The following is a 13388-nucleotide window of genomic DNA, read 5'->3' as shown; positions in this document are numbered from 1 at the left end:
CGCACTTTCATTTCATAAAATGCCACCACTTCTTAGTCTCACTTAACGCCTCACGCAAAGGTTCAATGCTGATGCTGCGTGCTGCCGGGTCAAGTGCGAGTGCCTTTTGTAGAGCGCGCCAAAACACTGGGGGGAGTTGCCGCGGTTTTTCGGGGCCCGTTGCTCGGGGCAAGTGCTTTAACGCCCCGGGGCATGGCGCAATCAAGGGGCATTTACCGGTCGCCAGTTCATAGAGTAAGCAACCTGCGCCGTACACATCGGCACTGCGGGTAAGGGGCGCGCCGGCGAGTAGTTCGGGGGCGGCGTAGCCTGGGGTCCAGGCGCCAAAGTGGGTACGGCTCAGGGGAGCCAGACCTTTGAGTACGCCCGCCTCGCTCTGGCCCAGGCCGAAGTCAAATAGCCGAACACCTGTTTCACTGAGCATGACGTTGCCGGGTTTGATGTCGCCATGCAGCACGCCGCGCTGATGGGCATGTGCAAGCGCATCGAGCAATGGCAAGGCGATCTCTCGCAGCTCTGACAACGATAAGCCCAGCGGTCGCTCACACAACAAACGGTCAAGAGTGGGACCCGGTAAATGCTCCATCACAATAAAGGCGCAGTGGTGTTCGGTGTCGATGTCAAAGTTATGCATGCGCAGCACATTGGGATGGCACAACTGGCGCACTAACGCGTATTCATTGAACAGCAGCGCACACCCGTCTGGCGCCAGGGCGATGTTTTCGCCCAACAGTTTCAGCGCGACATCGGACTGCGAGTCGCCCAACTGTTCTTGCAGCAGGTCACGCGCACGGTACACAACACCCATCCCGCCTGCCCCTAGCAAGCGCTCAATGCGGTAACGGCCGCTTAATACGCGCGGTACTTTATTGCTACAAGCCATGTCCCGTTGGCTCATTGAGCAATGACCACTGCGCACAGGTTATCCCTCGCCGCACCTGACAACACGTCATCGAACAGGCGCGCCACTGCCAGTTCAGGCGCACTCACACTCAACGCTTGCCCCAATGCGCCGGGGGTCAGCTCTTGATAAATGCCGTCACTGCACAACAGAAACACATCTCCCGCTTGCACCTCGAATTCCAGTACCTCCAACGCCAAAGCTGGGGCAGCCCCCACCGCTCGTGTTAAGGCTCGGGCATCCGGGTGGGCACACGCATGCCGGTGGCTCATGTGCTCTTGCTCGATCAATCGCTGCTGGAAAGAGTGATCCCGCGACAACTGATAGAGCATGTGTTGGCGCCATAAATAGCACCGACTGTCCCCCGCCCAGAGGCAGACACCGTGACGGCCTTCGATCAACAAAACAGCCACTGTGCTACCGGTGATGTGCTGCTCCGGGCGAGCACGGGCGCCCCGCTCATGGCAGAGCTGCTGATTGACGCCTTGCAAGCAGTCGCGAACCGCTTGCAACCGCGGCCCTAAATCGTTTTGAGCCGGCAGAGCGCCCAAACGGCTCACCAGCAATTGGCTGGCCACATCACCACTGCAATGCCCACCCATGCCATCGGCCACTGCCCACACCCCACGCTCTGGGCTGTTCAGAAAAGCATCTTCGTTGCGCAGCCGCACCTTGCCCATATCGGTGCGCGCTGCGCTTCGCCATTGCGCGGTCACGCACTTCACAGCTGGGCAGGTAAACGAAAGCTGCGCAACGCTTGCAGGTCAAACGGGTTCGGTGTGCGCTGGCTCATAAGCACATAGTTGGCCCGCAGCCCGCCCACATCGGCCTTCAGCAACATGACGTCGCGCCCACTCAGGTAGTCGATTTGCATCAGGTCCAATACTCGAAACAGTGACCACGGCCCTGTGTTTTTTTCGATGCCGATTGGACGTCCGACGTTTTTTTCCAGGACCAGGCTGGTACGTCCATTGTCGGCCTGAGTCGGCCACTGGAAATTCATCGGTACGATGGGACCGTGCCGGTATTCGATCATTTGATCACCGAAGCGCAACTGCGAACGGCTGACGCTGGAGTCCAGGCTGTAAGGCTCGAGAGTGAACTGCACCTGCGGCTCGGATGGATTTTGCGCAAAAAAGCCCTGACGAATAACTTGAGCCGTGGCCATCTGCTCAAAATACACCCGTGACATCGGCAAACTTTTACCGTCCATGCTGCGCAAGCGATAACTGCCCGCGTCCCGACTGACAAAAGGTTTCATCCAGGTGTCGAAGAATTGATCGGCAAGCCCCTGCGCTTTAAAAAACTCACGGAAGTCGTTCAACGCCACATCGCTGCTGCTGTGTGCATCAAAGGGGTAACGTTGCTTAAGCGCTCGGGCATAAAACCGGTACAGCTCGTGCTGATAGCGTTTATTTAGAAATTGATACGAATCGTTAAGCACCAGCCCCCATGTGTCCTCGTTCAGGGTGTTGAACCAGCCATTAAGGGGACGCGGCAAGCGTTGGGCGGCTTGGCGTAATTGGCTCAGCGCATCACGCTGCCCACTCATGCGCAACCTGGCCATCTCAAAAGCGGCTTGATCCGGCGCACTGGCGCGAGCCAGTCCTGCCATTTGTAATTGCACATCCGTGAGCCCGACCAATAACGGTGTCAGGCTCGCCGTTGGCGCATCATTGTCATCCAGTAAATGGTGTAACGGCTCAAACTGGCGCTGCAATGCCTTCTTTGAGGTGTCCGGCACAGTGCTCGCCAGGACCTCAGTGCCTTTGGCGACAACCGCCCCGGCAACCGCCGTGAGTTTGCCGCCCTGCGCGCCAACGGCAGTCGTTACAGAAGGCAACTCATCGGCAATGCTGATGAAGCGCGTGTTCTCACGCACGGCGACCAACAGCTGCAAGAGCGGTGAGTTGGCAGACGTCAGGCCCGCCATCTGCTCGGCACCTTCACGGGCGTCGCTCATCGGCTGCAACGCCAGGCGCCCAACCGCTTCGGCCCAATGATCGGCGTAGTCACGAAAATACAGTTGCTCCAGTGCAACCATGAGTTTGCGCATGTCCATCGCACTGATGCTGCTGCCTTCGCCCAACACCCAGTTATCACGCAGGATGTCACTGACCAGGCTCGCGCCCTGGATCGAAAAATACTGTTGATAACCTTGCTGGGTATAGAAGCCCGGAATGCTGTAATCAGCACCGCTGAACAAATGGCCCTGTGGCCCGAGGTGCTGGCTGAGGCTGTAAGGCGCCAAAGAATGGGCCTGCTCGCGTAATGTGCGGTACACCACCGTGGCCAATGACTCACTGCGCAACACCTGTCGCGCCTGTGCAATCAGGCCTTCATCGAGCGGGGACTTGAAGGCGGTTCCCAATAAGCGTTCGAAATGCTGATTAAGACCGTTTTGCACGTCTGTCAGCCCCGGGTAACGCAGCGACCAGTCGCTGGCAATCCAGGCCTTGAGCCAGGCGTTATCGCGTTGTTCGACGGCGTCAAACATCAGATAGGCGCGCAAACTATTGAGCAGGCGTTCACGATCACTCAGGTTGGCGCGGATCTGTTGTTCGAGTTGCTGCTTGACCCGGGGCAATAACTGCGTGTGCAATTCGTTTCGGTAGGCCTGTGTGAGCACCCGCTTAACAGCAGCGCCCTGATACAGACCGCTGCGCTCATACAACGCAACCTGCGTCATGGAGGGGAACACCTGGGTTGCCGCGTAATGCGTGTCCAGGGTCTTGAGCGTAGCCTGCGCATCATCGCGCGGACTTAATTGCGCACGTTGTCGAACCCCTTGCTGAGCCAAATGACGCAGTTGTTCAAGGCGCTCATGGTTGGATGAAAAACTGCCTGCCCACAGCACCCCCAACACACTCAACACAGCCATCGCGAGCAGGTACTGAAACCGCTGCCCCCAATGAATACGGCGCTGCTCACGCTTGTCCAACCCTGCCAGTTGCGCTTCCGGGAAAATAACGCGGCTCAACAGATGGTTAATAAAGTAAGCGCGACCGGTGTGCAGGAGTGGAGATTGTGGCTTTTGGGCTGTCTCGACGCTGTCCGCTTCCGGATTTTGCGTAGCGGGGCTGGCCATGACATGGGGCGCGCTGGTCAGGTAAACACCCCGTAGCGGGCTGGCGCGCTGGTAGCGATTACCCGTAAACGTCATGTCGCTAAAGACGCACAGTTGCGCGGCGATCTCGCTCAACTGATGGGGAAAATCCAGAATAAGGCCACGGCGTTGCGCGTCTCGCTCCTGGTGCATGCGCGTGATGATCTGGCTGTTGAGACGCCCCAGCAGCGCCTCAAGCTCGGCACGCAGCAACGCCGTTCCGCCTTGGTTGTTATCAAAACTGGCGCCGAATACCTGATCACGCTCATCGCGGGTCAGTTGTTCAAAGAAAGCGTCAAACCCCGGTACGCTGTCGGTCTTGCTCAGCACCAGGTACACCGGCAGCTCGATCCGCAGAACCCGATGGATGTCTTGCAGGCGCGCCCGAATCTGATCTGACAATTGCGACAACGCGGGCTGATCGCCCTGGCTCAACAGGTCTACTGGCACCGTCACCAGCACGCCGTTCAAAGGTCGTTCACGCCTGCGTTTGCGCAACAAGCCGAGCAAGGTGTTCCAGCCACTGGCATCTACGCGCTCATTACCCTGTGTCAAAAACCGCCCCGCGGTATCTATCAGCACCCCGTGCTCGGCAAAGTACCACTCGCAATCAGACGTACCGCGCATATCACGGGTCAGGGTGCGATCAAGTTTGTTCAGCGGAAACTCCAGCCCCGAAAAGTCCAGCAAGCTGGTTTTGCCAGCGCCTTGGGGGCCCAGCAACACGTACCAGGGCAACTCGTCGCGCCAGCGCTCACTGCGGCCTTTGTAAACGCTGGTGTTTTTCAAGGTGTGCAACGCGGTTTTAAAGCGCTTGCGCAGGCTTTTGCGCGACGCTTCAATCTCTTGTTCCTGACGCTCGTGTGTTTTGCCCGCGTCGCTGTCTGCCAGCACTTTTTTACGCACACCGGCGCGCCAACTGACATACACCATCGCCAGCCCCCAGATCAGCAGCAAGGCGCTGATACTTAAAAGCCTGGCGATGGGGTCTGCCCAAAACTTGTAGTCATCGACCGCCAGCAATGGCCCGACCCACCACACCAACAGCGCGGCCCCTAACACCAGTAACAGCGTCCAGAGCCATGTCTGACGTAGCAGCGACACGCTCGTTTTCAAGAAACTCTTCATCATCAATTCCTGTTTACAACTGCGGCCTGACAACCGGAGCAGCGTGCTGTTGATAAGGTTGCATGACTGCTGCACGCTGCTCGCCCAAGACCCAGGCAAACCCTGCGTACATGACGCCCGCACAGCCCAGGGTCAGAGCCACGAGGACCCAACGCGCCACGATGCGTACCACGCTGTTACGCCGCATGCCCAAGCCCTGCCAATGGGGAGACACTTCGCGAATGGCATCACCGCGCAAGTGGCGGATTTGCCGATACAAGCTGTCGCGAATGGAGTCCAGCTCCAGCGCGCCACGGGTTTCGATGCGGAATTTGCCCTCAAAGCCCAGCGACAAACACACGTACAGCAGCTCCAGCAAATACAGGTTGCGCACAGGGTCCCTGGAGACCTGCTCAATGAATTGAAAGACTTTGGTGCCACCAAACGTTTCGTTGTGAAAACTGCCCAGCAAACTCTTTTGCGGCCAGTCACTTTCATTGCCCCATGCTGTAGTGGCGATGGCTTCGTCCACCACCGTACAAAGCACATACCGGGCGCTCATCACCTGAGTGCTTTCAATCCCGTTGCGCAGTGCCGTGGCTTCGAATGCTTTTATGGCTTTGGTCAGGTAAGCACTCAGGGTGTCTCGCGTGTGCTGCTGGACGTTGCGTTCAATCCCGACCACAAACGACAACACATCACTGGCCGCAGCCACTAAAGGGTTGAGACTGATACGGATTGTTTCGTCAGGTGCCAGCCGGGCGTTGAACACCATCAGCGCGTCGATGTTTTCAATGCGTGGGGCGTGTTCGGCATCGGTCAGCGCAACCTGTTGCGGCGCTCTGCCGTAGCGGTCTACCAACACGGTTTTACTGCCTTGAGGCGGTTGAATGTCCGGTTTCATGAGGGTCAGTTCCTGATAGCCCAAAATTTCAGTTCAAGCTCAGAGAACTCACCCGACACATGGAAGGCAAAGCCGCCTGAGCGCTGCATTTGCGCCAGATCGTCGGCATTGAGTTCGAGGATGAAATAGGTTTTGTCGGCGTGGAACGGGATTTGCCGCGGGGCTACTGGCAAAGGTTTGAGCCTGAACCCTGGCAGGTGCAAGTTGACCAGGTGACGAATGCTTTCAACCGGGCCCACTTTCAAGTGCGCCGGCAAGCGATGACGCAGCTCTTCGCTGTCACAGTTGGCTTTAGCCACCACCACAAACGATGTCGTCGCCAATTGCGTGTGATCGTCGAGCTGCGCCACACGCACCCCGTACTGGCGCGCCTGCAACACCAGCTCGGTGGCATGCTGCTCAAGTACCATCGACAACACCTGACGCAGGGCGTCCATCAGCGCGCGGAAACTCTGCCCCTGCTGACTGTGCTGGTAACGACTGTTCAATTGCGGGCGTTTGGATTCGCTGGCAAACGTCGACAGATCACCCAATAGCGCCAGCAACGTGCAATACAGCTCCTCGGGATGCAGTTGCTCAAGGTCCAGGTAATGAAGCAGCACCAGCTCCGTGCGATTGATCAATTGCAGCATCATGAAGTCACCCACTTCTGCCCCGCCCACCTTGCCGTTTGAGCGAATTCGCTCGGCCAGCTTGTCGCCCCGGTGACCAAGCATGCTGATGACTTCTTTGAGACACGACTGCAAATACCCCGAGCAATGGGTGTGGATAAACGTCGGGACAAACTCGGTGTCGAGTTTGATTACGCCATCGGGCGTGGTGTCCTGGATGTCACATAGTTGCAGTTTTACCCAGGACTGCTCGCTGTGCTGCGCGCCCAGTAACAAACGAAAATTGGGGCGTCCACAACTGAGTACGCTTTTTGAGTCTTCACCCGCATTGGAATCTGACACCTGCGTTTCATACACGGTGTAACGCGACAATACGTCTGCCTGCTCGGCACGCCGGGCTTCAATGTGGTTGCCCGTCACCAACGGCAACGCCAGGAAAACCGGGGCTTTTCCCGTGTTGGGCGGTACGTCGAGCGCGAGCGGCTGGGTGTCGTTACCCAGTTCGAACAGGCTCCCGTCCGGCAATACGCCCGAAGCATGGCTGATCACCAGTTTGCTCATATTGAGAAACTGCACATCGATCTCCAACCTCAAGAACCCCCAGGTGTATCGGCCCAATAATTGGGTGCGCGTTTTCATCTGGTGCTCGTAATAACGGTCACTGTGCTGAAAATGCTGGGGGCGCAGCAGCAAGCCTTCTTGCCAAATGACTTTATGCACATTCATGAGCCGTCACCTGGCGCGGCGGATGCCCCGTCGGTGCGGCGAATGCCTGCCAGGTCAAGCATCAGGTGCGCGTGCGTAATGTGCTCGGGCCTCAACTCAATCACGTAGCGCCACTGGGTGTGTGGCAAGTCGCGATAAGCCGCCACGACGCCCACATAGCGGCTGCCCGGCGCAACACTGAGTTTGTGCGAAACACGCTCGCCAGGCCGTAATTCGAGTTCTTCACTGACAACCAGGTCTTGCGCCAGCAATTCTTGGGCTCGCTCAAAGACACCGAAAAAATCGGCATTTTCGAATGCCACTGGATGTTTGAGTTCCAGCAAACGAATCACGACGGGCGAGGGACGCCCGTGCAAGTCCGGGTTGACTTGATCGCTGGCACTGAGCGTCAGGTCGAGTTTGGTCACGTGCGAGTAGGGTGACAACGCCGTGCAGCCTGCCAGCAGCACTGCGCACAACGCCAGCAACGTGTTGAAGTAAGCAGAAGTACAACGCAGCATGCGCTTCATCCTTGAGGGTTGTTGTGAAGGGTGCAAATCAAACGCACTTGTTCGTCATAGACCTGGGCAAAGTCGCGGGCCAGCAACCGCTCGGTCCAGTCATCGTCTTGTTGCAGGGCTTGGTGATAGCGGTTGAACGCCCGCCAATGGCTGGCAGCCGTAGTCCATAGCGGCTTGTGACCTTCACGCTCGAAACGCAAGACCAACTGCTGCGGGGAGAAGTGTTCAAGGCTGTTACGCACCACCGCGCGGCTCGCGCTGAGCATCGCTACCTGATGTGCTTGCATGTCTCTGAATGTGCGTACCACCCACTGCTCGGCCGTCGGTTGGTGAAGCATGGGAGCGCCGAGTAAAAGCCTTAACGCCTGCCGGGCATCGTGGGTCGACTTAAAGGGGTCGTGCTCCGCTCCCGGCGCCACAGTGCGGGCCAGCCGCAGTTCGTTTTTCAATTCATTGCGTGTCCACACGTTCTGCTGCATACCGGCGATGCACTGTTTGAGCAGCTTGGCGGCATTGAGCGCCAGCGCCTCTCGCGCCTCAAGATCAAGCGCCAGCACGTCAACGCCCAGCTCCTCGCCGAATGCATCCCAAAATCCATCGTTTATCGGTGTGCAGGGCACGGGCGGCGAATCGAGGGCGGGCTGCGCTTCGGCGATCAACTGCGGCGCGATCAAGTGTTCGAAGTCGATGGGCGTGAAGCCCGCATGGTGTTCGTGCTGCACATCGACCCATTCCTGGCGAGTGGTTTCGTCCTCAAATAAAAGCTCGGGCAAAGGCGCCGGGGCCTCATGCAGCACGTCGAGACCGATAAAAGCATCATCGGGTATCACGCTGCCTGCCATTTGAGGCAGGCCAACATGCTCCAGGCGCACTTGCAGCGGTTGCTCCAAACGCGCACGAATGGAAAAACCGGCAAGGCCAAACACATCACCGTGCTTGATGCGTTGTAACTGGCCTGGCGCCAGGTACGTCTGGCCACCATTGAAAGACGTTCCATTGGTGCTCAGGTCTTTAATGAAGTACATACCGCCCTGATGGGTGATATGCGCATGCTGGCCGGACACGTGCCCTGTCGTGTCCATAAGCACCCACTCACACAGGTTATTACGGCCAATGTAACCACCGGTTTCAGTGAATCTGTAGTGCTTGCACTGACCCGCCGCCAAGGGCTGTGTCGTCAGCAAGTCAAAGACCAGTTCCATCATGATGCTGCTCCTTGCGGTCATTTACCGCGATTGACCGCTTGCGGATCGCCCAGGGGGCGATAGTGGCTGTCGTTGAATATGTAATTGCCGTTACAGCCACCCAGACCGCACAACACGGCAAGGCTCAGCACCACAAAAGGCCAGTGGCGAACAGTCATCTTAAAAATCTCCAGAAGTAGGCCGTGCACGACATGAGAAAAAGGTGAGCGCATCAGGATGCATAGGCCCCAATCTCATCCGAATCGATATTCAGCCGCCCCAGCCGGTACAGCAGCGTGCGGCGTGCAAGGCCCAACTCGTGAGCCGTGCGGGTCTGATTGCCCGCGTTCTTGCGCAAGCAATCGAGCAACAAACCGCGCTCAATGGCATCCATGCGTTTACGAAAGTTCAGGCGCCCTGACTCGTCAGCAGACGCCAAGGGCAAGGCAAAATGTTCGGCCAGCAACTCCGGTCCGTCGCACAACAAAACAGCGCGCTCGACCAACCCTTTGAGTTCACGCACGTTGCCCGGGAAGGCGTAACGCGCCAGTTGCTCACGCGCGCTGTCGGCCAGCACCACCGGGCGGCGCTGTAAAAACGCGCAGGCAGTGGCTGCAAAGTGGCAGGCCAGATCATGCATATCGGTGCCGCGATCACGCAGTGCGGGCAGTGCTATTGGAAACTGCGCCAGGCGGTAATACAGGTCTTCACGAAACCGGCCCTGGCTCACCAGTTTTTTCAAATCGCGATGGGTCGCCGCAATGATGCGAACGTCGACGGTGTGACTGTCGTTGCGCCCTAACGGGCGGATTTCGCCCTCTTGCAGCACACGCAGTAACTTGGCCTGCAACGACAAAGGCATGTCGCCGATTTCGTCCAGTAGCAAGGTTCCACCGTGAGCTGCATCAAACAGACCGGGACGGTCACGGTCCGCCCCGGTGAAGGCCCCTTTGCGATAACCGAACAACTCGCTTTCAAGCAGGTCTTGCGGGAAAGCGGCGCAGTTCTGCACGATGAAGGGCTGGGCACGGCGAGGGCCGCTGTCATGAATGGCGCGCGCCACGATTTCTTTACCGGTGCCGGTTTCACCCAGCAACAGCACGGTGTAGGGGCTGTGCACCACGCGGTTGATCAAGCGCCAGGTCTTGCGCATCACCGCGCTGGAACCAATCAAAGTGCCGGCGCTGACGCAACGTCCCAACGGTTTGGCCCACTGCGTATCACGTTGCAAGAGGCGCACCTGCATCAACGTAAAGTTACCCAGGGCGCACAACGACTGGGCGAACCCTTGCAGCTCGACCCGTTTGCCACTGGCCACCAACAACACACCGGCCACCCCTTGCCGCGCATCCAGCAACGGCACGCATAACAAGGACTGCCAAGGCGCGCCATGAGCCGGTAAAAAGTCGAGCTTGTGCAAACTGCTATTGAGGTTGCACAGGCTCAAGATCCGTTTTTGGCTGACCGTAAAGTGCAGCAGTTGCTGGGCGCTGTAGTCCGCGTAAAAACCTGTGTCCAGCGCTGGCTGCAACAGGCCGTTAAACCATTGAGCCCTGAGTTCCAGCCCGTTGTGCGGGCCATTGATGACGTAAAACTGGCTCAACTCACAGCCACTGAGCTGCGCCATTGCCCGGGCACTCTGGCCGAGTACGGTGGCGCTGTCGGTGGCCTGTGACAGGTCGCAAAATTGGGCCAGCAAGGCTTCTGCATACGCCAGCGGTTGCGATACATGGGTAAACATCAAGCCAACCTCACTCAAATTCACACAGCACGCGGGCTTGAGGATCAAGCGTGGCGTGCACCGATGAGAGGGTTTGGCCGGTGGCCATTGCGTCAAGCAAGCGGTCGGCTACCAAGGGCAATACGTGCGAGTCGATCAAGTAGTCGATAAGCCGCGCACCGCTGTCACTTTGGGTGCAGCGCTCGGCCAAGTGGTCCACCAAAAGCTGGCAATGACTGAACTGCACATGACGGCGCGCCAGCCGCTCGCCCAGACGTTGAAGCTTTATTTCGATCAATTCGCGCAGCACCGGGCCGCTCACCGGGTAATACGGCACCACCTGCATGCGTGCCAGCAGGGCAGGTTTGAAGTGTTGGCTGAGCGATGGCCGAATGTGCTCTTCAAGCGTTTGAGCGCTGGGCCTGGCGCCGTTTTGGCATAACGCGGTGATGCGCTCGCTGGCCAGGTTTGAGGTCATTAAAATCAGCGTGTTGCGAAAGTTGATTTCACGCCCTTCGCCATCGTTGACCACGCCCTTGTCGAAGATTTGATAGAACAGGTTCAGAACGTCGGGATCGGCCTTTTCGACTTCATCCAACAGCACCACCGAGTACGGCTTTTGCCGCACCGCTTCGGTCAGCATGCCGCCTTCGCCATAGCCGACATAACCGGGCGGCGCGCCAATCAGTCGCGAGACGGTGTGCTTTTCTTGAAACTCCGACATGTTGATAGTGGTGATAAAACGTTCACCGCCGTACAACAGGTCGGCGAGCGCCAGCGCGGTTTCAGTCTTGCCGACGCCACTGGGGCCCACCAGCAAGAACACCCCCACGGGCGCATCGGGCTTGTTAAGTCCCGCCGCTGTTGCACGCATGGCGCGGTCCAGTGCATGGATCGCTTGATCCTGACCGCGAATCCGGGCGGCCAAATCCCGACCAAAGTGCGCCACCTTGGTGCTGTGTTCACGCGCCAGCTGAGTCAGCGGCACACCGGTCCAGGCACTGATGACTTCAGCCACCAACCGCGGGCACACTTCAAAACTGACCAGACGCTCTTTGCTGTGGGCTTGGGTCAACGCCCGGTGGGTTTGATTGAGTTGCGCTTGCAGGGCGCCAACGTCGCCCTGCTCTGTTTCGCACGCCAGTGCGTCGCGAGCTTGGGCCAGTTGTTGGCGCAGGGCCAACACGCGTTCAGCCAGCGTGCGCTGTTCCAACCAACTGGCATGCAGCGCCATTTGCTCCACATCGACCTGCTGCAAGCGCTGCTCCAGCCGCTGCAGCGCGGCCTCGTCAATCATCAGCCCCGCGTTGGCATCACGACGCATGGCCTGACGCTGGCGCTCGCCCTCAGCAGCCTCGGCACGCAGCTTTTCGAGTGTTTCAGGCGCCGCTGCCAAACTGATGCGCACGCGGGCGCAGGCGGTGTCGAGCACGTCAACGGCCTTGTCTGGCAACTGACGGCCCGCCAGATAACGCGCCGACAACTCGGCTGCGGCGACCACCGCATCGTCGCGCAAATAAATACCGTGACTCTTTTCATAGACGTGAGCCAACCCACGCAGGATGGTCACCGCTTCATTGACCGTCGGCTCGTGCAACTGCACCGGCTGAAAGCGTCGGGCCAGTGCCGGGTCTTTCTCGAAGTACTTTTTGTACTCGCACCATGTCGTCGCGGCGATGGTGCGCAACTCACCACGGGCCAGTGCAGGCTTGAGCAGATTGGCAGCATCGGAGCCTCCCGCATTGCCCCCCGCCCCAATCAGGGTATGCGCCTCGTCGATGAACAAAATGATGGGAGCAGGCGATGCCTTCACTTCGTCGATGACGCCTTTGAGGCGGCGCTCAAACTCCCCCTTGACGCTGGCTCCGGCTTGCAACAACCCCATGTCCAACGACAGCAGCTCAACACCCTGAAGCACTGGCGGTACTTGGTCTGCGGCAATGCGCAAGGCCAATCCTTCCACAATCGCGGTCTTGCCGACCCCGGCCTCCCCCACCACGATCGGGTTGTTTTTACGGCGGCGCGCCAGAATGTCGATCATCTGGCGGATCGCATCATCGCGGCATAGCACCGGATCGAGCTGTCCGGCGCGTGCTTGCTCAGTGAGGTTGAGGGTAAAACGCTGAAGTAACGACTCCCCGCCCGCGGATGCATGAACGGGCGTTTGCGAGGCCAGATGCGCGAGGGCGAAGGCTTTCAGGCGCTCAATATTGATCGCTGCCAATAACGCCTGATAACGGCTGCCGGCATAACGTACGGGGTTGCGCAGCAACGCCAGCAGCAAGGCTGCCTGATCAACTTGAGTGTGCTTTAGCTCCAGATTGGCGACTAACAAAGCGTCTTGAAGCCACTGAATCAATTCGGGGGAAAACACCGGATTACGCGACGAACTGTGTTCAACCCGCGACTGCAACACTGCGTTCAACTGACCGGGGTCTACGTCGGCGTCTTGCAACGCACGCATCAGCAAACCTTCGGGGCGCTCCAGCAAACCCAGCAACAGGTCCTCAACCAGAATAATGCTCGCGCCGCGTGCCACGCAGCGCTCGGCACATGCCTCAAGGTCACGCCGGGTAGCGGCATCCAGCGCTTGTATCAGTTGTTGCAGGTCTACGTTGATCATGGTCAT

At 58.5% G+C, this 13388-nt stretch carries 10 protein-coding genes; all 10 read right to left on the bottom strand.

The features are described from left to right. Positions 1 to 7: 7 nt before the first annotated feature. From ACP7A4_RS00485 to tssH, 10 genes are read right to left on the bottom strand one after another with little or no spacing between them, the layout of a single operon-like run. Positions 8 to 883 (bottom strand): serine/threonine-protein kinase, encoded by an 876-nt coding sequence (locus ACP7A4_RS00485; RefSeq protein WP_426245077.1) that lies wholly within the window; start codon positions 881 to 883, stop codon positions 8 to 10. An 11-nt stretch (positions 884 to 894) separates the two neighbouring features. Further along, a complete protein-coding gene (locus tag ACP7A4_RS00480) occupies positions 895 to 1581 on the bottom strand; it encodes a PP2C family protein-serine/threonine phosphatase (protein ID WP_426245860.1) in 687 nt (228 codons plus the stop codon). 41 nt (positions 1582 to 1622) lie between these two features. Further along, complete coding sequence (gene tssM / locus ACP7A4_RS00475; protein ID WP_059763791.1) at positions 1623 to 5135, bottom strand: type VI secretion system membrane subunit TssM; 3513 nt, start codon at positions 5133 to 5135, stop codon at positions 1623 to 1625. A 13-nt stretch (positions 5136 to 5148) separates the two neighbouring features. Beyond that, complete coding sequence (gene icmH / locus ACP7A4_RS00470) at positions 5149 to 6018, bottom strand: type IVB secretion system protein IcmH/DotU (protein WP_203302173.1); 870 nt, start codon at positions 6016 to 6018, stop codon at positions 5149 to 5151. A 5-nt stretch (positions 6019 to 6023) separates the two neighbouring features. Further along, positions 6024 to 7355 (bottom strand): type VI secretion system baseplate subunit TssK, encoded by a 1332-nt coding sequence (gene tssK / locus ACP7A4_RS00465; protein ID WP_059763787.1) that lies wholly within the window; start codon positions 7353 to 7355, stop codon positions 6024 to 6026. Continuing rightward, a complete protein-coding gene (tssJ, locus tag ACP7A4_RS00460) occupies positions 7352 to 7855 on the bottom strand; it encodes a type VI secretion system lipoprotein TssJ (protein WP_426245074.1) in 504 nt (167 codons plus the stop codon). The genes tssK and tssJ overlap by 4 nt, the downstream gene beginning before the upstream one ends. Positions 7856 to 7860: 5 nt before the next feature. After that, the gene (gene tagH / locus ACP7A4_RS00455; protein ID WP_426245072.1) at positions 7861 to 9060 is read right to left on the bottom strand and encodes a type VI secretion system-associated FHA domain protein TagH; all 1200 of its coding nucleotides are present in this window, start codon (positions 9058 to 9060) and stop codon (positions 7861 to 7863) included. 17 nt (positions 9061 to 9077) lie between these two features. Continuing rightward, positions 9078 to 9218 (bottom strand): hypothetical protein, encoded by a 141-nt coding sequence (locus ACP7A4_RS00450; protein ID WP_059763782.1) that lies wholly within the window; start codon positions 9216 to 9218, stop codon positions 9078 to 9080. Between the two features lie 53 nt (positions 9219 to 9271). Further along, positions 9272 to 10780 (bottom strand): sigma-54 interaction domain-containing protein, encoded by a 1509-nt coding sequence (locus ACP7A4_RS00445; RefSeq protein WP_426245069.1) that lies wholly within the window; start codon positions 10778 to 10780, stop codon positions 9272 to 9274. 10 nt (positions 10781 to 10790) lie between these two features. Beyond that, on the bottom strand, positions 10791 to 13388 hold the full coding sequence (gene tssH / locus ACP7A4_RS00440) for a type VI secretion system ATPase TssH (protein ID WP_426245067.1): 2598 nt from the start codon (positions 13386 to 13388) through the stop codon (positions 10791 to 10793).

The sequence above is a fragment of the Pseudomonas sp. TWR3-1-1 genome, assembly GCF_049896545.1.
Classification (GTDB): domain Bacteria; phylum Pseudomonadota; class Gammaproteobacteria; order Pseudomonadales; family Pseudomonadaceae; genus Aquipseudomonas; species Aquipseudomonas weihenstephanensis.
This window is presented reverse-complemented; position numbering and strand designations above follow the sequence as displayed.